At 69.8% G+C, this 19,993-nt stretch carries 15 protein-coding genes; 11 read left to right on the top strand and 4 right to left on the bottom strand.

Annotated elements, in window-relative coordinates; genetic code table 11:
* The first annotated feature begins 136 nt into the window (after window positions 1-136).
* The 5 genes from ABL840_RS35230 (at window position 137) to ABL840_RS35210 (ending at window position 9,697) form a co-directional block, all read left to right on the top strand.
* Window positions 137-1,471 (top strand): aminotransferase class III-fold pyridoxal phosphate-dependent enzyme, encoded by a 1,335-nt coding sequence (locus tag ABL840_RS35230; protein WP_093306976.1) that lies wholly within the window; start codon window positions 137-139, stop codon window positions 1,469-1,471.
* A 45-nt stretch (window positions 1,472-1,516) separates the two neighbouring features.
* Window positions 1,517-2,182 carry a methylated-DNA--[protein]-cysteine S-methyltransferase gene (locus ABL840_RS35225; RefSeq protein ID WP_418116109.1) on the top strand — a complete coding sequence of 222 codons (666 nt, stop codon included), beginning with the start codon at window positions 1,517-1,519 and terminating at the stop codon, window positions 2,180-2,182.
* A 167-nt stretch (window positions 2,183-2,349) separates the two neighbouring features.
* Complete coding sequence (locus ABL840_RS35220) at window positions 2,350-2,868, top strand: hypothetical protein (RefSeq protein ID WP_093306977.1); 519 nt, start codon at window positions 2,350-2,352, stop codon at window positions 2,866-2,868.
* A 13-nt stretch (window positions 2,869-2,881) separates the two neighbouring features.
* Entirely contained in the window at window positions 2,882-4,300 is a 1,419-nt protein-coding gene (locus ABL840_RS35215; protein ID WP_093306978.1) for a CsgG/HfaB family protein, read from the top strand.
* Window positions 4,301-4,378: 78 nt separating this feature from the next.
* Window positions 4,379-9,697 (top strand): beta strand repeat-containing protein, encoded by a 5,319-nt coding sequence (locus tag ABL840_RS35210; RefSeq protein ID WP_093306979.1) that lies wholly within the window; start codon window positions 4,379-4,381, stop codon window positions 9,695-9,697.
* Window positions 9,698-9,769: 72 nt separating this feature from the next.
* Here ABL840_RS35210 and ABL840_RS35205 read toward each other — a convergent pair whose 3' ends face one another.
* A complete protein-coding gene (locus tag ABL840_RS35205; protein ID WP_093306980.1) occupies window positions 9,770-10,663 on the bottom strand; it encodes a ChaN family lipoprotein in 894 nt (297 codons plus the stop codon).
* Between the two features lie 78 nt (window positions 10,664-10,741).
* On the opposite strand from ABL840_RS35205, the gene ABL840_RS35200 reads away from it, so the two are divergent.
* The 5 genes from ABL840_RS35200 to ABL840_RS35180 all read left to right on the top strand — a co-directional run bounded on the left by ABL840_RS35200 (window position 10,742) and on the right by ABL840_RS35180 (window position 16,263).
* On the top strand, window positions 10,742-11,797 hold the full coding sequence (locus ABL840_RS35200) for an AbrB family transcriptional regulator (RefSeq protein WP_093306981.1): 1,056 nt from the start codon (window positions 10,742-10,744) through the stop codon (window positions 11,795-11,797).
* 248 nt (window positions 11,798-12,045) lie between these two features.
* Window positions 12,046-12,561: a spore coat U domain-containing protein gene (locus ABL840_RS35195; RefSeq protein WP_093206465.1), complete on the top strand. Its 516-nt coding sequence runs from the start codon at window positions 12,046-12,048 to the stop codon at window positions 12,559-12,561.
* Window positions 12,562-12,591: 30 nt separating this feature from the next.
* On the top strand, window positions 12,592-13,410 hold the full coding sequence (locus ABL840_RS35190) for a fimbria/pilus periplasmic chaperone (protein WP_093306982.1): 819 nt from the start codon (window positions 12,592-12,594) through the stop codon (window positions 13,408-13,410).
* Between the two features lie 43 nt (window positions 13,411-13,453).
* On the top strand, window positions 13,454-15,775 hold the full coding sequence (locus ABL840_RS35185) for a fimbria/pilus outer membrane usher protein (RefSeq protein ID WP_093429398.1): 2,322 nt from the start codon (window positions 13,454-13,456) through the stop codon (window positions 15,773-15,775).
* Window positions 15,733-16,263: a spore coat protein U domain-containing protein gene (locus ABL840_RS35180; RefSeq protein ID WP_176947619.1), complete on the top strand. Its 531-nt coding sequence runs from the start codon at window positions 15,733-15,735 to the stop codon at window positions 16,261-16,263. Before ABL840_RS35185 ends, ABL840_RS35180 begins: the two co-directional genes overlap by 43 nt.
* Before the next feature lie 30 nt (window positions 16,264-16,293).
* Here the strand turns inward: ABL840_RS35180 and ABL840_RS35175 are convergent, their stop codons facing one another.
* Complete coding sequence (locus ABL840_RS35175) at window positions 16,294-16,605, bottom strand: DUF3567 domain-containing protein (protein WP_093206469.1); 312 nt, start codon at window positions 16,603-16,605, stop codon at window positions 16,294-16,296.
* A 114-nt stretch (window positions 16,606-16,719) separates the two neighbouring features.
* Entirely contained in the window at window positions 16,720-17,904 is a 1,185-nt protein-coding gene (locus ABL840_RS35170) for a DUF3108 domain-containing protein (RefSeq protein WP_093306985.1), read from the bottom strand.
* Between the two features lie 148 nt (window positions 17,905-18,052).
* Between ABL840_RS35170 and ABL840_RS35165 the strand changes: the two genes are divergently transcribed.
* Window positions 18,053-19,156, top strand: a complete 1,104-nt coding sequence (locus ABL840_RS35165) for a fumarylacetoacetate hydrolase family protein (protein WP_093206471.1) — start codon at window positions 18,053-18,055, stop codon at window positions 19,154-19,156.
* A 10-nt stretch (window positions 19,157-19,166) separates the two neighbouring features.
* Here the strand turns inward: ABL840_RS35165 and ABL840_RS35160 are convergent, their stop codons facing one another.
* The gene (locus ABL840_RS35160) at window positions 19,167-19,949 is read right to left on the bottom strand and encodes a helix-turn-helix transcriptional regulator (RefSeq protein ID WP_093306986.1); all 783 of its coding nucleotides are present in this window, start codon (window positions 19,947-19,949) and stop codon (window positions 19,167-19,169) included.
* Between the last annotated feature and the right edge of the window lie 44 nt (window positions 19,950-19,993).

Below are 19,993 nucleotides of genomic sequence, written 5' to 3'. Positions count from 1 at the left end.
CGCCCCCGGCAAGGGGGTTGGCGGCCACACGCAGTGGGCAAGCCTGGGGGTGATCCATATCCAGGGGCGTAATTGTGGCAGGGGTGCCAGAATCGCGATTTTCCCCTCCCAGATACCCCAACCGCAGGAGCGAGACATGGCCTATCAGGACTTCAACATGGACAACCAGTGGTTGCCCTTCACCCCCAACCGTCATTTCCGCAAGGACCCGCGCGTGTTCGTCGCGGCCGACGGCATGGAGTTCACCACCCACGACGGCCGCAAGGTGATCGACGGCATCTCCTCGCTGTGGTGCGTGGGCGCGGGCCACAACCGCAAGCCGATCAACGAGGCGATCAAGACGCAGCTCGACACGCTCGACTACGCCACCGCCTTCCAGGTCAGCAACGACAAGGCGTTCAAGGCGGCGGAGATGATCGCCTCGCTCGCTCCCGGCGACCTCAACAAGGTGCTCTTCTGCAACTCGGGCTCGGAAGCCGCCGACACCTCCATGAAGGTGGCGCTGGCGTATCACCGCGCGCGCGGCGAGGGCCACCGCAACGTGTTCATCGGCCGCGAGAAGGGCTACCACGGCGTGGGCTTCGGCGGCATGTCGGTGGGCGGCATTCCGGGCAACCGCAAGGTGTTCGGCTCGGCCTTCCTGCCGCGCGTGGACCACATGCGCTTCATCCACGACCCGGTGAACCACGCCTACATCCACAACGAGGAGCCGGTGTGGGCCGAAGACCCGCTGGTCGAGCTCGAAACGCGCATCCTGCCGCTGCACGACCCGAGCAACGTGGCCGCGATCATCGTCGAGCCGGTGGCCGGTTCGGCCGGGTGGTACCTGCCGCCCAAGGGCTACCTCAAGCGCCTGCGCGAGATCTGCGACAAGCACGGCATCCTGCTGATCTTCGACGAGGTCATCACCGGCTTCGGCCGCATGGGCACCAACTTCGCGTCCGACTACTTCGGCGTGGTGCCCGACATGCTGAACTTCGCCAAGTGCGTGACCAACGGCGTCATCCCGCTGGGCGGCGTGATCTGCCGCGACAAGCTCTACGACGCGATGATGAAGACCGACGCGCCCGAGCATGTGGTCGAGTTCTTCCACGGCTACACCTACTCGGGCCACCCGGTGGCCTGCGCCGCGGCCATCGCCACGCTCGATCTCTTCAAGCAGGAGAACCTGTTCTCGCGCGCCGGCGAGATGGGCAAGGTGCTGGGCGACGCATTCCACAGCACGCTCAAGGGCCTGCCCAACGTCATCAGCATCCGCAGCCTCGGCCTCGCCGCCGCGGTGGAGCTCGCGCCCATCGCGGGCACGCCGGGCAAGCGCGCCTACGAGATCTTCCTCGACTGCTTCCACAAGGGCGCGCTGGTGCGGCCCGCGGGCGACGTGCTGGTGATCGCGCCGCCGTACATCGTGGAGAAGTCGCACATCGACACGCTGGTGAACACGCTGGCCGATTCGATCAAGGCGCACGCCTGAGCGAACGCTGAAAGGGCGTCGCACATCGATGTCCGGATACGGCGAGTGAAGGCGGCGGGGAACGCGCAACATGAAGTTGTTCGCGGCCCCCGCCGCCTTCTCCTTTTCGAGGACACGATCATGCTGAAGCTGCAACTGAGCCGTCTCGATTCGCCGCTGGGCGAGCTTCTTCTCGTCACCGACCACGCCGGCGCGATCCATGCGCTGGACTTCGCAGACCATCGCGCCCGCCTGCATCGTCTTCTGCGCCAGCTGCACGAGGACGGGATCGAACTGGCCGAAGGCATCGCTGCACCGCAAGCGGTGGCCGATGCCCTGCGCCGCTACTTCGACGGCGACCTCTCCGCCATCGATGCGCTGCCCGTCGCGACGCTGGGCGATGCATTGCAGCGCAAGGTATGGGCCGCGCTGCGCCGCATTCCGGCGGGGCGCACCACCAGCTATGGCGAGCTTGCCAAACAGCTGGGCTTCGACGATCCGCGCGCGGCCATCGACATCGGCGCGGCCAACGGATCGAATCCGGTCAGCATCGTCGTGCCGTGCCATCGCGTGATCGGCAGGAACGGAGAGCTCAAGGGCTATGCGGGTGGCGTCTTCCGCAAGCGGCATCTGCTGCGGCACGAAGGCGCGCTGCCCGATGCCGATGTTGCTCGCGAACAGGCGCTCGCAACCGCAACAGCGATGCAACAGACGATGCAGCTCGCGTTCTGAACCTGGGCCGGTCGCGCGTCCTTTTTTCCCTTTTTTATTTCTACCGGTTCACGGGATGCCGCCTACCGGTTCCCGGGATACCGGCCATCTCGTCCCGTCCCTAGCATCCCTCCGCGAAACGTAGCACTCGGGAATCCTTCGGGTGCGTCTTGCGGAGAGGGGACGTCATGCAACGCGTATTTCTTTTGGCCGTGGTGTGCGCGCCGCTGGCCGCGTTCGCCAACAACGCCGGCGAGAACGCCGCATGGCAGTTCCAGACCAGCACCGACAAGGTCAACCAGGCCGCGATCCAGGACATGATCCGCAAGCAGAAGAGCGGCTACTACTCTGCACCGGTCTACAACACGACCAACAACATCGGCCGCCAGTACAACTGCAACGTCTCGGCCACCTCGACGGGCAACGACGGCAACAACAGCACGGTCGCGAATTCGCCGAGCACGGCAGGCTCCACTTCCAACGCATCGGGCAACGACAGCCGCACGGCCGTGGGCACGCTCGGCGACGCGACGGTGGGCACCTCGCAGGCCAACTCGGGCGCGGTCGCATCGGGCATCGTCGGCGGTACCAGCTCGCAGGTGCAGGGCGCGGCCAACCAGGCGCTGAACTCGACGCAGGGCAACACCGGCGCGCAGACCGCGAGCGTGGGCGGCAGCTCGGCGTGCGCCTTCGGCGTGCTCAACTGAGCGGGAGCGCGTCATGCAGCATCGCATTCGCCGCACATTCGTTCTCGCAGCCGCTGTCGCCACGCTGGCGCTGGCGGGGTGCGTCTCCGCGCCGCAGCAGCGCTTCGCGCCGAACGAGGCACCCGTGGTGCTCGGCCCCTCGGTGCGCGACAACGTCACGCCGATGGAGGCGGTGCTCGCCTGCTACGCCGACCACATCGCGGCCACGCGGCGCCCGCCCGTCATCATCGGCGTGGGCGACGTGAAGGACTACACGGGCAAGTACAGCATCAACGAGGGCAACGCCATCACGCAGGGCGGCGCGCTGATGGTGTATTCGGCGCTCGGCAAGCTCGGCGGCGCGGTGAGCATCGCCGAGCGCTTCGACCCGGTGATCGCCGAGCGCGAGCTCGCGTACGCCGACCGTCGCCAGCTGGGCGATGGCCGCACGCACCAGCTCGGCGGACCCAACGGCGGGCAGAACGTGCCGTGGCTGCCGTACTTCGGCGGCACCATCAACAAGTCCGACTACTTCATCGTGGGCGGCATCACCGAACTCAACTACAACATCAACTCCGGCGGCGCCGAGTTCGGCGTGAACCAGGTGGGCGTGAAGGCGCGCACCTTCAGCCAGTCGGTGAGCATCGACCTGCGCATCGTCGACACCAAGTCGCTGATGGTGGTGCGCACCGTGAGCCTCACCAAGCAGTTCAACGGCTACGAGGTGGGGCTTAACGTGTTCCGCTTCTTCGGCAGCAAGCTCTACGACGTGGACATCGGCGCCAAGGGCCAGGAGCCGGTGCAGATGGGCGTGCGCGCCGCGCTTGAGGAAGGCGTCGTCCGTCTCATGTCGGCCGTCACGCAGGTGGACTACCGGCCCTGCATGACGATGCGCCCGGGCGGCGGCGAGCCCATTCCGCTCACGCCCGCGGCCGAACTGCGCAAGGTCGACAACCCGGGCGTAGCGACGGCAGGCGGCGCGGCCGTCGCTTCGCCGGTGGCGCAGGGCAGCGTGGCCGTCAACGCGGGTGGCGCCGGTGGCGCGCGCCTCACGGGCACGGCGACGCAGGTGCCTTTCGACTTCGGTGCGACCACGCTGGGCGGCAGCTCGCTCGCGCTCATCGACCAGATCGCCGGCGCCGCCAAGAAGGGCACGACCGACATCGTGCTGGTGGCGCGCGACACCGAGAACTGGGACGCCCGCAAGCGCGACGAGCTCACCGACCAGCGCATCGCGGCCGTCACTTCGGCGCTGGCCAACCGCGGCGTGGCACCGGGTGCCATCAGCATCACCTGGCGGCCCGACGCGGCCGACACGTCGATCCACCGCGACGGCCCGGGCCTGCAGGAAATCGCCAAGCTGCGCATCGGCAGCCCGGTGGTCGGCGGCTCGGCGCCTTCGCCTTCCTCTACTTCCGCTTCTTCTTCCGACAGCGCCGTCAAGGGCGACTGACCGCTTCGCGCGTTCCGCGCAGCGCGCATCCATCCGTTTTCCGAGCCAGACCGCATCCAACATCCGAGGAGTCATGACATGAAAGCACGCAAGATCCAGAGCCGGGCCGCACGCGCGCCCATGTTCGGCCGCAGCAGCATCGGCACCGCCGTCGCGATGGCGCTGATCGCCGCGGCCTCCGGCGCGCAGGCCGCGGAGACTTCGGTCGACGCCGCCTACAACGGCACCGCCACGGGCACGCCCTCGGTGAATGCGGGCACCACCAACTCTGCGAACGTCAACGCCGCCATCACCGGCGCCACCGTGGGCACCACGTCCACCGGCACGCCGTCGAACCCCAACCCGGTGGCGATCAGCACCAGCGGCAACCTGATCGGCGCGACCGCCACGGGCAACAGCTTCGGCAACGGCATCCAGGCCGCGCCCGGCCTGCCGGTGAACAACGCGGCCACTCTCGGCGTCGCGACCAACACCGGCGTCATCAACAGCAGCGTCACCGGCAGCAAGCTGGCCTCGGAATCGAGCACGCTGCAGACCGGCAGCGTGGTCAACGCCGACAACACCATCTCCGCCGCCGCCACGCTCAACAGCGGCAGCTCGATCGTCTCGGGCGCCGCGGCGGTTGCGGCGCCGGCGCAGGCGGGCACCTCGGTGCTGACCTATCCGGCGGGCGCGCCGCTCTTCGACGCCAAGGGCAACATCGTCGTGACCTCGCTGCAATCGGCCACGGGCACGGGCTCCAGCGCGGCGGTGCTGAACAACATGGTCGACCTGATGCTGACCGCGAACGCGGGCAACACGCTGACCACGGCCGCATCGCTGGAACGCAATTCGATCTCCGCCGTGCTCAAGGCCAACAGCGCCAACAGCACGGCCGAGATCCAGTCGGGCGGCGCGCCGACCTTCGCCGGCTCGGCGGTGGTCGCGAACCTGCAGGCGAACGGCAACGGCATCCTCGCGACGCGCTCGGCCACCAACACCGGCTCGGTAATCATGGGCATCGTCAGCGGCGCGCCCGCGGGCGGCTCCAACGTGCTGCAGGGCTCGCTGTCGGTGCAGGGCAACGCGATCTCCAGCGCGGCCACGGGCAACGAGGCGCTGGGCGCCACGGCCGGCGTTGCGGGCAACCGCATCCTGATCGACGACGTGAGCGTCGCGGGCACCGGCACGGCCGCCACCGCGGCCAACAACAGCATCCACAACGGCGTGGGCGTGACCAGCAACGTCAACAGCGACCTGGCCATCGTCAACAGCCAGGGCAACCTCGGCGTGACCACTGTCGCCCAGACCACGGGCGCGCAGATCCTGGCCGGCGTGCAGTCGAGCAAGAACAGCCAGGTCACGCTCGCGGACAACAGCATCACGGCGGCCGTCACGGGCAACACGGCCTCCAGCGCCATCGCCACCGGCAAGAACGCGGCCTCGTTCACCGGCACCGCCGCGGTGTCGAACCAGCAGGCCAACTCCAACGCGCCGGTCAGCGCTTTGCTGCTCCCCTCGGTCATCGCGGCGCAGACGGGCGAGTCGCCCGGCACGGGCCAGACCACCGGCAGCACGGTCCGCGTTTCCGACAACACCTCGGCGGCCACCGCGCAGGGCAACCAGATCACGCAGAGCCTCGCGCTGCAGGCCGGCACGGTGGCGCTGGGCACGGGCAACGCCACGCTCACGGGCGGCACGAATTCCGACGGGCGCGTGTCCGCCGGCGGCTCCGCAACGCTCACCAACCTGCAGGGCAACTACGGCGGCGGCGTCGCGGCCACCAGCATCGGCTCGCAGATCTGGCTGGTCGCCAACGGCGGCGGCGCGCCGGTCGCCAACAGCACGCTGGTGCTGGACGACAACCGGCAGGAAGCCGTGGCGCTGGGCAGCGGCGCCACCAACACGCTTACGCTCTCGGGCAACTCGGTGGGCACGGGCGCGGGCATCGCGAGCGTGCAGATGAACGACGCCAATTCCGCCGTCGGCGCGGGGCTGTCGAACCCCGAGGCGCGCCTCCTGGTGAACGGCAACCTCAGCGGGGGCTCGGCCGCGCTCACCGACAATCTGCAGCGCGCCATCGCCTACGGCAACTCGGCCACCAACACGCTGGGAGTGAGCGCAGGCAACCTCGCGGCCGCACCCGGCCTGGGCATCACGCCGGCATCGAGCGTCACGGTCGACCTGCTCGGCGGGCTGCCGTTCAGCAACTCGGCCGGCGCGCTGCCGACGGTGAGCGCCGCCTACGGCGTGCTGAACGACCAGTCGGTGCAGGCGAACGTCAACTCCGCGGCCACCGGCGCCAACACCTTCGCGGCCGCGGTCGCGGGCAACGTCTCCGCCGCCAGCGTCGCGAACAGCGGCAACGCCTTCGTCGCCGCCGCCTACGGCAACGACGCCGCCAGTGGCGTGACGCTCGATATCAACAACCTGAGCGGCGCGAATGCCTCGGTAGCCAACGTCACCAACACGCAGGCGGTGGCGGGCGCGGGCACCGGCGTTTCGGCCATCGCGGCCGGTGGCGTGGTGGCCGGCACCACGGTCACGGGCACGCTGGCCGACGGTTCGGTCACCAGCTCGGGCAACACGGCCGAGGCGCTGGCCTACGGCAGCCGCGCCACGGGCAACACGGTGAAGGTGACGGGCAACGACATCGACACCTCCGGCTTCTCGCTGTCGGGCGCGACGCTGATAGGCAACGTGCTCGCCACCAACGCGGCCTTCAGCGTGCAGAACGCGCAATCGGGCCAGGGCTCGGTGTCGGCGCAGCGCAGCGGCGGGCCCGAGGTGAACGTGGTGGTCGGCGGAGCGGTCAGCAACTCGAAGATCGCCGCCACCGGCAACGCCACGCTGGCCGGCGCCACCAGCAACAGCGCCGCCAACGGCGTGGGCATCGATGCCGTCGGCGTCTCGACCACCACCGCGGTGCAGAACCTGCAGCTCACCAGCGCGGCGGTGAGCTCGCTCACCGGCCAGGAAGGCCCGCTGCTGACCAACAAGGACGGCGTGCAGGTGGTGCTGGGCGGCGCGAGCATCCAGGGCTCGCAGGTGACGGTGGACGGCAATTCCGCCGGCGGTTCCGCCACGGGCAACGCCGCGGCCAACCGCATCGACGTGAAGGGCAACACCATCGCGGTGGGCAACGGACTGCCGCTCGGCGGCGCGACCAGCATCGCCGGCATTGCAGGCGCGGTGGCCGACCATGCGCTCTCGAACATCCAGCTCGTGACCAGCCCGACCATCTCTTCCAAGACGGCAGCCGCCTTCGGCGTGGACACGGCGCCCGGTGCGGTGATCGCCGGCTCGACCTTGAGCGCTTCCAACAACACGCAGAGCGCGAAGGCCGTGGCCAACACCGGCAGCAACGCCATCGCGCTCGCGGCCACCGACGTGTCGGCCCGCGCCGCGCTGATGTCGGGGCAGGGCAGCACGGCGGCGGTGGAGGCGCGCTCCTTCATGCAGGCCTTCGCACCGGCCTCGGTGTCGGGCTCGTCGGTGAAGCTGTCGAACAACGCCAACACGGCGCTGGGCGTGATCAACGACGTGGACAACAAGCTCGCCGTCACGGGCGGCACCTCGGGCTCACTGCCGGCGCCGGCGCTCATCGCGCAGGGCCCGTTGCCCGGCAACACCATCGCCGCGGGCGACCAGGTGCTGGTGAACCGCCAGTCGGCCGGCGCCTCCGTCACCAGCACCGCCGACACCGCGATCTACAACGAGGACCGCCTGGCGGCCGGCAACTCGGGCCTGGTCAACAGCAGCTTCGCGGCCTCGGGCAACACGACTTATTCGGAAGCGTCTGCCAACCGCGCGACCAACGCGGCCTCGCTGGCCGGCGGCGCCTCGCAGTCGGCCAGGACGGCGGTGCTGAACGCGCAGGACAGCAGCGCGGCCGTGACCGCCAACGCCAACAACGCGACGAAGCTCACGCTGACCGGCCCCACCGCGCTCGTCGGCAGCAGCGCGACGCTGGACGGCAACAGCACCATCGCCGCCGCGACCGGCAGCGCAGCCACCAACAGCATCGACGTGAAGAGCGGCGCCATCGCGGGCGGCGCGCCGGCGTCGGCCACCGCGACGGGCGGGCCGGCTTCGTCCGTGGCGGTGTCGGCCGACCATGCGCTGGCGAACGTGCAGGTCGGCTCAGGCGCGGTGTCGGCCACCGCGACGGGCAGCATCGGCATCGATTCGGCGCCGCTGTCCGCAGTCAGTGCCTCGACGCTGGGCGTGACGAACAACAGCCAGAGCGCCAAGGCCGTGGCCAACACGGCGCTCAACAGCGTGACGCTGGCAGGCTCGAACGTGGGTGCGCGCACCGCGCTGCAGTCGAGCCAGGCGGGCACCGCGCCGGTGACGGCATCGTCCACGCAGGAGCTGTTCGCGCCGGCCGGGTCCACGGGCTCGACGGTGCGGCTCTCGGGCAACAGCAACACCGCGCTGGGCGTGATGAACGACGCCTCGAACACGCTGAGCGTGAGCGCGGCCAACACCCTGCCTGCGGGCGCCACCGGCTCGGCCACGCTCGGCGAGACCGGCAGCGCCGACAACGTGACGGCCACCGGCGACCACGTGCTGTCGAACCGCCAGACGGCCGCATCGACGGTGAGCAGCACCGCCGCCACCTCGATCCACAACGACGACAACGCCGCGCCCACCACGGGGCTGATCAACGGCGCGCTCACGATCTCGGGCAACAGCACCTTCGCCGAGGCCACGGCCAACCGCGCGGCCAATACCGCCACGGTGGCGAGCAGCGCGACGCAGGGTGCCAGCACCGGCATCGTCAACGTGCAGGGCAGCACCGCGGGCGTGACGGCAACTGCCAGCACGGTGGCCAACGCCACGCTGGCGAGCGCGGTGCCGCTCAACGGCAGCAGCGTTTCGCTCGACGGCAACACCACGGCGGCGCTGGCGCGCGGCAACGCGGCGACCAACGTGCTCGAGTCCGGCGCCGGCAGCAGCTACGGCGGCGCGGCCACGGTGGGTACGTCGAGCCTGGTCGGCGTGCCGTTGGCGCTCAACGTGGGCGCCAGCGCGGCGATCCTCAACAGCCAGAACAACGCGGGCGCGGTGTCGGCCACCAGCACGGGCACGAGCTACCAGGTGGCGCTCAACGGCACCGGCGCGGGCGTGTCGAACGGCACGGCCGGCGTCACCGGCAACACGCTGGCCGCGCAGGCCTTCGGCAACAGCGCGACCAACCGCGTGACGCAGACGGCGCTGAACACCGGCGCGCCGAGCGCGGCCATCGGCAACTACCAGGTCAACACCGGCGCGGTGACGGCCACGGTGACGAGCGTGAACTTCGGCGTCGCGGTCTCGGGCCCGGTGGGCAACAGCACGCTGCGCACCACGGGCAACCAGATCACGGCGTCGGCGACGGGCAACTCGGTGGTGTCGACGATCACCTCGCGCTGAGTCTGCGGACTCCTGAAGAAAGAAAAGCCGCGGGCCTTCGGGCCGGCGGCTTTTTTCTCGTGGATCGCGCGCTCAGGTCTTCGGCTGCGGCCTCGTCTGTTGCTGCTGCTGTCGCTTGAATTCGGCGCAGTAGTCCTTCTCGGGCAAAGGCGGCGTGCGCCAGATGCGGTCGTAGTCGCCCGTGGCGGGGTCTGCCGCCGAAGTGGCCGGCGCGGCCAGCAGCCGCACGGTGGCGACCTTGACCTCGTCGGGCAGGTGCTGCGGCACGCCGAGCGCGCGCACGACGTGGCCGGCACCGGCGATCAGCAGCACCGTCTGGCCCGGCTTCCTCGCCTTGACGACGGCCTGCGCCATTGCGCGGTCGCGGCCGACCTGGATGCGCGTCATGGGAACGATCTGCGACTCGGGAAGCATCCTGCAGTGGCCCTCGCGCACGGCGTCCTGCTGCGCGGCGTAGGCCTCGCCGTTGAGCTGCACGTCGAGCGAGACGTCGGCCATGGCGTCCTTCATTCGGGCGCGCGGCAGGTTGGCGCCGACCACGGGCACGCCCGCGCGCACGGCGGCCATCACGGCGGGGCCGTAGCTGGCCCAGGGCCAGGCCTTGTCGCTCCAGTCGAGGGCGGCCTGCACCTGCGCCTCGGTGGCGGTGCGGGCGAGCTGCGCGGTGCTGCGGCCTTCCTCGGCCATCTCCAGCGCCAGCGCGGCGAGATGTCCGCGCTCGGCCAGCGCCTCGACCGCCTCGCGCTCGATGACGTGGTGCTCGGGGGCGTCGTGCTGCTCGCCGAGCAGCAGGGCGTCCACCGGCTGCAGCGCCGCGACGCGGCGGGCGATGGGGGCATCGGGCGCGTCGGCGGCGCCGGAAGAAGAAAAGGAAAGCGCCGTGCAGCCCGTCGTGAACGCGGTGGCGGCGAACAGGGGCGGCAGCAGGAAGCGTGAAGCCCGGGCGGGCCAGTAAGGAAGAGGCATCGCGCCATACTATGCCCTCGGCGCGCGCACGCGGTGCCGTCCGCCGCCGCTTTTCCCTGTCGTCCCTTCCTCCGGTCCGTGTCTTCCCGTTATCCCGTTCGCGTGCTGGCCACGCTGTTGCTGGCGCTCGCTGCCGCGGGCGCGTGCCTGGCCCTGCACACGCCGCTGCCCTGGATGATCGGCCCGCTGCTCGCGGTGTCGCTGGCCTCCATCGCCGGCGCGCCCACCGCGAGCTACACGCCGCTGCGCAACGCGGGGCAATGGACCATCGGCACGGCGCTCGGGCTGTACTTCACGCCGCACGTGGTGGGGCTCGTGGCCAGCGTGTGGTGGGCGATCGTGCTGGCCATTGCCTGGGCGCTGCTGCTGGGCGTGGGCTTCGGCCGCTGGCTGCATTCCATGCACGCGTCGCGCATGCCGCAGGTGCCGGCGAAGTCGATGAGAGCCACGACTTACTTCTCGGGTGCCATCGGCGGTGCCTCGGAAATGACCCTGATGGCCGAGTCGGCCGGCGCGCGCACCGACCTGGTGGCCGCGGCGCACAGCCTGCGGCTGGTGGTGGTGACGGTGACGATCCCCTTCGCGATGCAGTGGAGCGGGCTGCACGGGCTCGAGATCAACCCGCCCGGCGTGCGCGAAGTGAACCCCGGCGGCCTCGCGCTGCTGGCGGCGGCGACCGGCATCGGCGGCCTGGCGATGCGCGCGTTGAAGCGCACCAATCCGTGGTTCATCGGGCCGCTGCTGGTGGCGATGGGCTTCACGATGGCGGGCCAGTCGCTGTCGGCCGTGCCCACCTGGATGTCGAACACGGCGCAGCTGGTGATCGCGGTGAGCCTGGGCGTGCGCTTCAGCCGCGAGTTCCTGCACACGGCGCCGCGCTGGCTGGGCTCGGTGGTGCTGGGCACCTTCGGCATGCTGCTGCTGTGCGCCGCCGTGGCCTTGCTGCTGGCCTGGGCGACCGGGCTGCATCCGGCCACGATGATCCTGGGCACCTCGCCGGGCGGCATTGCGGAGATGTCGATCACGGCCAAGGTGCTGCAGCTGGGCGTGCCGGTGGTCACGGCCTTCCAGGTCTGCCGGCTGGTGGCGGTGCTGCTTATCGTGGGGCCGATGTTCCGGTGGATCTACCGCTGAGGGCAGGCGCCCGGCGAAGAAGCAGAAAGCAGCAAGGAGCGCCCGCGGGGCGCTTTTTCTTTGCCCGTTCGCAGGCTTCGGTTACTTCCGAGACTTTTTCCTCACACGCTGCTAATTGTTTCCTAACTCTTTAGGTTTACTTCGCCCGTCGCTGGCCAGTCATACCAAAGACCACATTCGGCTTGCGATCCAGGGCCGGACACCCGTCCGGCGGTTCTTTCCAACATCTACTGTTCCGAGGGCGAAGCATGAATATCCCGAGACTTGGTGGCGCCATCGCCACGATGACGGCCGTCGTGGCGCTTGCAGTGCTGCCGCTGCAGTCCGCGCAGGCGACGACGGCGACCACGACCTTCAAGGTGACGGCAACGGTGCTGAGCTCCTGCGCCATGTCCACGCCCGATACGCTCGCCTTCGGCAGCTTCACGCCGGGCACGGCCCTCACCGGCAGCACCGCGTTCACCGTGCAGTGCACCTACGGCACGACCTACTCGCTGGGCATGAGCGGAGGCACCAGCGGCTCGGTGACGGCACGCACCATGACCAGCGCCACCGCGACCAGCGGCTACAACAGCTTGTCGTACGGCCTCTACAAGGACTCGACCTACGCGACCAACTGGAGCAACAGCACCACCGGCACCGACTACACCGGCACCGGATCGGCCGTGACCTACACGGTCTACGGCAAGATCCCGGCCGCCCAGTACGCAGTGGCGCCCGCCACGGACTACACCGACACCATCACCCTGACGCTCACCTACTGAGCTTCGCGGATCGTGCTCGTCGATCGGCTCATGCGCCATCTCGCCGGCAGCATCGGCATGTCGCGTGCGGCGGCCATCGCGCTCGCAGCCGCGATGGCCGGCTCCTTCGATGCCGGCGCCGCCAGCATCCAGATCGCGCCGGTGCGCGTGGTGCTGCAGCCCGGCCGGCCCGTGGCCTCCCTGACCGTGACCAACGACGGCGCGAGCGAGATCCCGATGCAGGCCGAGGTCATGAGCTGGTCGCAGAAGGACGGGCAGGACCTGTATGCGCCGACGCGCGAGGTGCTGGTCAATCCGGCCATCTTCCGGATTCCGCCCAATGGCCGGCAGATCGTGCGCCTCGGCCTGCAGGTGGGCGCGCTGGCCGACGCCGAACGCAGCTACCGGATCTTCCTGAGACAGCTGCCGCGTGACAAGGCGCTTCCCGTGGCCGATGGTGGCGGCGGCGAAGCGCCGGGGGCCGGCCCCGAACTGCAGACCCTGCTGCAGCTGGTGCTGCCGATCTTCGTGCCTCCTTCGACGCCTGCCGGCACGCCTTCGGCGACCTGGCGCCTGGACGCGCCGGTTGCCACGTCCGCACCTCCGTCCGCGCCCACGCTGGCCGTCGACAACCTGGGGCGCGAGCATCTGCAGTTCACGCAAGTCACCGTGCGCCAGGCGGATGGCAAGGAGCTGCTGCGCCAGCGGATGTCGGTCTACGTGCTGCCGCGGCAGGGCGCCCGGTTGCCGGTGCCGCTGCCTTCGCTGCCGCCGGGCATGAGTCTGCAGTTCGAGGCGCAGACGGATTCCGACGTGCCGCTGCCCCCGGTCTTCCTGCAGGTGCCAGGTGCGGCTGCCGTGGCTCGCTAGGCTGCTGCCGGCCTGCGCTGCCTGCTGCTTCTGCGGTTGCCTGATGGCGATGCAGGCCCGGGCGGCGGACGATGCGGCGCCCGCTGCGCTGATCGTCGACGTGGAGGTCAACGGCGCGGCGCAGGGGGCCGCGCTTTCGGCGCTGCGGCAGGGCAGCCGGCTGCTCTTCAGCCGCGCAGACCTGCAGGCATGGCGCGTCGTCGTTCCCGATCGCACGGCGGCAGTGGTCGATGGGGTGGACTACTACGACCTCGCCGCGTCGCCGGACGGCAGCGTGACGCTCGAGGAAAGCACGCAGACGGCGCGCGTGAGCCTGCCGGCGACGGCCTTCGTGGCAAACGCGCTCGCAGGCAGGGCTGCGGGCCGGCCGGCGCTGACGCCGTCGGTCAATGCCGCCTTCGTCAACTACAGCGTCGCGCTGCAGCATGACCGCAACGGCACGGCCGCGTCGGGGCTGCTCGACGGCACGGTGTCCGGCCATTGGGGACTGCTGGCGAACAGCGTGCTCGTCGGGCAGGCGGCCTACCAGGATGCGGCGGGTGTTTCGTCGCTCGCGCGGACGGTCCGGCTCGAGAGCTACTACCGCCTCGACGACCCCGACAGCCTCACGCGGCTGACAGTCGGCGACGCCATCACGCAGAACGCCGCGTGGTCCACGCCGTCGCGCTTCGCCGGATTGCAGTTCGGCACCCAGTTCGGGCTGAGCCCCGGCTACATCAGCTATCCCGTGCCTTCTCTCACGGGCGGGGCGGCCGTGGCGTCGACGCTCGAGGCCTACGTCAACAACACGCTGCACTACCAGGGGCAGGTTGCTTCAGGCCCCTTCTCGCTGAACAACGTGCCGGTGCTCACCGGCGCGGGCGAGATGAGCTTCTCGGTGTCCGACGCACTGGGCGTGCGGCGCACCGTCACCACGCCCTACTACGTGAGCACGAACCTGCTGCGCGCGGGCCTGTCGGACTACTCGGTCAACCTCGGATGGAGCCGCCTGAACTACGGTCTTCGCAGCAACGACTACGGCAGCATGTTCGCCGCCGGCAACTGGCGCCGCGGTCTCAGCGACACGGCCACGCTGGAACTGCACGGCGAGGGTGGTCCACGGCTTCAGGTCGCCGGCGCCGGCCTGACCTGGGTGTGGGCGCCTTTGGGAGAGTTCGGCATGCACGGCGCGACCAGTCGTTCGCAGGACACGGGCAGCGGAAGGCTGGCGCGTGTCTCGTTCGCGCACATCGCCCCGGAGTGGAGCTTCTCGGCCAGCCGGCAGACGGCGAGCGCGGGCTTCATGCAGGTCGCCTGGCTTGACAGCCAGACGCACACCACGGGACAGACCCAGCTGTTCGTGGGCCGTGCCCTCGGCCGCCGCCTCGGCAGCCTGGGACTGGCCTATACGGCACTGCGCTACAGCAGCGGCGACGAGGCGAAGGTGCTGTCGCTCAACCATTCCATCCAGCTCGGCGCCGTGTACCTGAACACCTACGTGGCGCGCACCGATTCAGGGGCCACCGCAGCGAGCCGGCAGCGCGTGGCCTCGGTCGGGCTGATGTTGACCCTGCCGCTGGGCGAGCGGCAGACCGCGTCGGCCACGATGGGCCGGAACAACGGCAGGACCACCACCACGATCGACGTGAGCCAGACGCCGCCGAGCGACGAGGGCCTGGGTTGGCGCGTGGTCGCCTCGCACGGCGAAACCGAGCGCGCGCAGGCCGAGGCGACCTGGCGCACGCCCTATGCGACGTTCACCGCGCAGGCCGTCGAGCTCGACAAGGAAACCAGCGCAAGAGTCCTGGCCGAAGGCTCGCTGGGCTATGCGTCGGGCATGTTCTTCGCGGCGCAGTCGTCCAGCGACGGCTTCGCGCTGGTGACGGTGCCCGGTGCAGCCGGCATCAGGATCTACCGGGAGAACAACCTGGCGACGACCACCGATGGGGAAGGGCGCGCGCTGGTGACGGGACTGCACGCCTACGAGGCGAACAGGATCAGCGTGGACAACGGCGACCTGCCGATCTCGGCGCAGGTGCACTCCGATGTGCTGCAAGTGGTGCCCTCGTACAAGGGCGTTGCAGTGGCCACCTTCGACATCTCGCGCGATGCGAGCGTCACCATGCGAGTCCTGCTGCCCGACGGCTCGCCGCTGCCGGCGGGCATCGATGTCGTGGGAGAGAACCGCGCCGCGCCGCTGATCACGGGCTACGGCGGCGCGTTGCAGCTCGACCGGCCCCGCGCGGGCGAACGCTTCGAGGCGAGATGGCGCGGCGGGCGTTGCAGCTTCACGGTCGGCCCCGTCTCCACCGCCGGCACCTTGCCACAGATCGGACCCTACACATGCGAAACAGGAACGCCCGCGTCATCGGTCTCGGCGCGCTGATCGGCGTGCTATTCCTGTGTGCCGCACCGGCGCACGCGACATGTTCGGGCTCGGGATTGGGAACGCTGAACTGCTCGGCCACCGTCAGCGCGACGGCCATGAGCTTCGGCAGCTACAGCGCGGGGACGTCGAGCGCCACGACCACGAGCAGCACCATCACGGTGACAGCCACTTTCTCGGGGCGCATCCTCGGGACCGACACCCTGAGCTATACGTTGAGCGTGAGCGCGGGAAACTCGGGAACGACCGCGAGCCGTTACATGAGCTACGGCTCCCGTACCCTGAGCTACAACCTCTACACCAGCTCGGGCTATGGAACGGTGTGGGCGACGGATACGGTGTCGGGCAGCGCTTCGGTATCGGTCGGGTTCAATGGGAATGCCAGCGCGAGCACCACGCACACCGTCTACGGACGCATACCCGCCGGCCAGTACACGGCCGCGCCGGGCAGCTATTCCGACACCATCACGGTGACCGTGACCTACTGAGGCTCGCGTGTCGCGGTTTTCGGTGGGGGCTCAGTGCACTAGGACCGGGGTGTGCGCCAGTTCGGCGTAGCCCTCGAGCGTGTCTTCGACTTCTTCCTGGGTAGGGGTGTTGAGCTGCCATGCGGCGATCTGCTGCTGGAACAGTTCCGCCCATGAGCCATCGAGGTAGACCTCCTTGCCCGAACGCTTGTCCACGATCTCGAAGCCGTGGCGCTCCAGAACCGGCATGTTCGGCTGCGCGGGCGCGTCGCCCTCGTTGGGCTGTACGTGCACGACGACGAAAGACTCCGAGTCATAAAGCATGTTCATGGCGGGCCCTGTGAGAATGTCGATGGCGTTCATGGGGGTTAGATAGCAATCAACGCGCCAGTTTCAAGATAGGTTGTCTATTTGTAAAACCAACAGGCTAATTGGCATATCTCCAGTCCCTTTTGCTCCGTTGGTGTGACTTTCTCCTCAATTTGACGGGCCCGCAGGCAGGGGTTTGCGCAATTGCGCGTCAGCGAAGTCCCCGTTGGTCTCCGTCTGCTTGATGCGCACGGGAAGGTAGCCGTACGCTGGCGCAAGCCAGAGCTCCAGTTTCCTATCGAAATCCCGGCGTGGGTCGCGCGTGAGCTTGCGGGCGACGTACTCGCCGGCCGGGAGGCTGAGCTTTTCCTCCTCGCCGACCACGAAGACCCAGACATCGGCGTCCTTGGGGCCCACGGTCTGCACCGAGATCTTGGTGCCGGCCGGATAGCGCTCCGGGCTGGCGGCCAGCAGGCCGCCGAGCTGCATCATCACGCTCATGCGGTCCTGGGCGCCGGCCAGCAGGGGCACGGGAGGCGCGTTGTTGCTGAACACGACCTGCCCCCGGTCGCGCGCGAAATGCGAGGCCACCTCGGACTTGCGGCTCTCGGAATAGCGCTCCGGCTCGAGGCCGGAAGGGCCGATCCGCCCGGTGCTGTGCCAGTTCAGCAGCGTGAAGAACACCGCCTTGAGCGTCAGCCGTCCGTCGTAGCGGCTGCCGTCCTGCAGCCAGACCAGCTCGCCGAACACGCCGCGCTGCGGGGAGGCCCCCGACTGACCGGTAGCCTCGAAATCGAGCGTGACCGAGCCCGGGATCTTCATCGCCTGGGTGCCCGCGATGGTGCCCGAGCCTTCGCCGCCGGCGGCTGCCGCGGTGCCGGTTCCGGTGCCGCCGGCGGGAGAGGTCGGGCCCGCCGGCGCGCTGGCTGCCGCTTCCGGCGGCGTTGCTCCTGAATCGGTAGCGGCCTGGGCCGTCAGGTCGGGCGTTTCCGGGGCGGGATTCGTGGGGGTGTCGGGTTCCGGCGTCGGCGCGACGGCTGCCGGGGCCGGCTTCGGCCTGGGCGCCGTGGGCTCGCGCGGGCGTCGCGGCTTGGGCGGCGGCGCGGGCCTGGCCTGGGCCGGTGCGGCGGCGGGCGCGGGTGCTTCGGAGGCCGGCGGCGCGATGACGATGGTCCGCGTGCTGAACTTGCTCGCCAGCGGCGAAGGCTCCGGCCCGATGGCCATCGGCGCCACCCCGAGCAGCACCACGTGGACCAGCGCCACGAGCAGCGTCAGCCCGATCAGCGCGCGCCACGACGGACGCCCGGGCAGGCCTGCAGGCAACTGGGAAGAAGGGGCGACGAGCGTCGGCATCGTTGTGTGGAGTGAGGCGCCGGCCCGGAGGTTCACGAAGACCACCTCGGTAAACTGCCGCCCGTCCAACCAGTTTAAGTGGGAGCGGCGCCCGGTCCGTGCCGGCGCCGCGTCCCCGTCCTTCCTCCCAGCAAGCACGCACCGCATCATGAAACTCGCCACCCTGAAGGACGGCTCGCGCGACGGCCAGCTCGTCGTCGTATCGCGCGACCTCACGCTCGCCCACTACGCCACCGGCATCGCCAACCGGCTGCAGCAGGTGCTGGACGACTGGGGCTTCATGAGCCCGCAGCTGCAGGACCTGTACGCCAGCCTCAACGCCGGTCGCGCGCGCCACGCCTTTCCCTTCGATCCGTCGATGTGCATGGCCCCGCTGCCGCGCGCCTACCAGTGGGCCGACGGCTCGGCGTACATCAACCACGTCGAGCTGGTGCGCAAGGCGCGCAACGCCGAAGTGCCCGAGAGCTTCTACACCGACCCGCTGATGTACCAGGGCGGCAGCGATGACTTCCTCGGCCCGACCGACGACGTGGTCGTGCCCAGCGAGGCCATGGGCATCGACTTCGAGGCCGAGATCGCGGTCGTCACCGGCGACGTGCGCATGGGCGCCACGCCCGAGCAGGCGCTGGAGGGCATCCGCCTCGTGATGCTGGCCAACGACGTGAGCCTGCGCAACCTCATTCCGGCCGAGCTGGCCAAGGGCTTCGGCTTCTTCCAGAGCAAGCCCGCCACCGCCTTCAGCCCCGTGGCCGTGACGCTCGACGAGCTGGGCGAGGCCTGGCAGCAAGGCCGCGTGCACCTCGCGCTGCAAAGCAGCTGGAACGGCCGCAAGGTCGGCATGTGCGACGCCGGCCCGGAAATGACCTTCCACTTCGGCCAGCTCATCGCCCACATCGCCAAGACGCGCAACGTGCGCGCCGGCAGCATCGTGGGCAGCGGCACCGTGAGCAACAAGGGCGTGGAGAAGAACGGCCACATGGACTGGCCCAAGGGCTACTCGTGCATCGCCGAGAAGCGCTGCATCGAGACCATCCAGACCGGCCAGCCCTACACCGACTTCATGAAGTTCGGCGACACCATCCGCATCGAGATGAAGGGGCTGGACGGGCGCTCGCTGTTCGGTGCGATCGACCAGGAGATCGTGTCCACCGCCGGCCGTCCGAAGGAAGCGCCGGTGTCGCTGGTGAAGCCGCAGCAGGCCGGGGAAGTCGGCGACGAGGCGCCGCAGGCGGAAGAGGCCTCGGAAGACTGAGGCTGCTCGCTCAGTGCGGCCCCGCGCCGCGCAGCAGCTCCTTCTGCGACCGTATCCCCAGCCGCCGGAACGCGCGGTACTGGTGGGTGCGCACCGTCGTCAGCTCCACGCCGATCTCGCGCGCGGCCTCCTTGGCCGTGCGGCCGGCCATCAGGTGGCCGATGACCTCGCGTTCGCGCAGGCTCAGCTTCAGCAGCCGCGAGGCGAGGGCGGGTTCCACCGCCTTCCGCGCAGCCACGGCGCTGCGACCGTGCGCCGCGGTGGCGTCGGCCAGCAGCGTGGCGTGCGCCTCGATGAGCGCGAAGTCCGCCGCGCCGAACTCCGGCTGCGCGAGGCTGCGGTAGAAGCTCACCGCCACGCGCTGCCCCGTGGGCTGCAGCAACAGCACCGATGCGCGCTCGCGGATGCCCACGTCGCCATAGCAGGCGGCGCGGTACACCGGGTCGGCCACCTCGTCGGCGCGCTGGTGGCCCATCCATAGCTGCGCGCGCTTCGGCAGCTTGCGCGCCGCGAGCCAGGCCATGTTCGGGTCGAGCAGGTCGAAGCGCTGCGCCACGTAGCGCTCCGATGTGCGCTCGGCCGTGCTGCCGTAGCTGCTGGCGGCGGACACGAGCTCGATGCGCCCCGCGGCGTCGACCACGAACACGGTGCAGAAGGTCACCGGCATCACGCGCTGCATGGCCTTGAGATAGCTGGTCGCCAGGAGCGGCGTGCCCACGCCGGAGAGCACGTCGCCGACCACGGCCGCGGCCAGCGTCGTGTCTTCGGCGGGGTGGATGCGCCAGCGTCTCATGCGTGGAAAAGGGGAATTGGAGAGCGGGGATTCGGGTAACTACC

The organism is Variovorax sp. NFACC27, assembly GCF_048301545.1.
Classification (GTDB): Bacteria; Pseudomonadota; Gammaproteobacteria; order Burkholderiales; family Burkholderiaceae_C; genus Variovorax; species Variovorax gossypii.
This window is presented reverse-complemented; position numbering and strand designations above follow the sequence as displayed.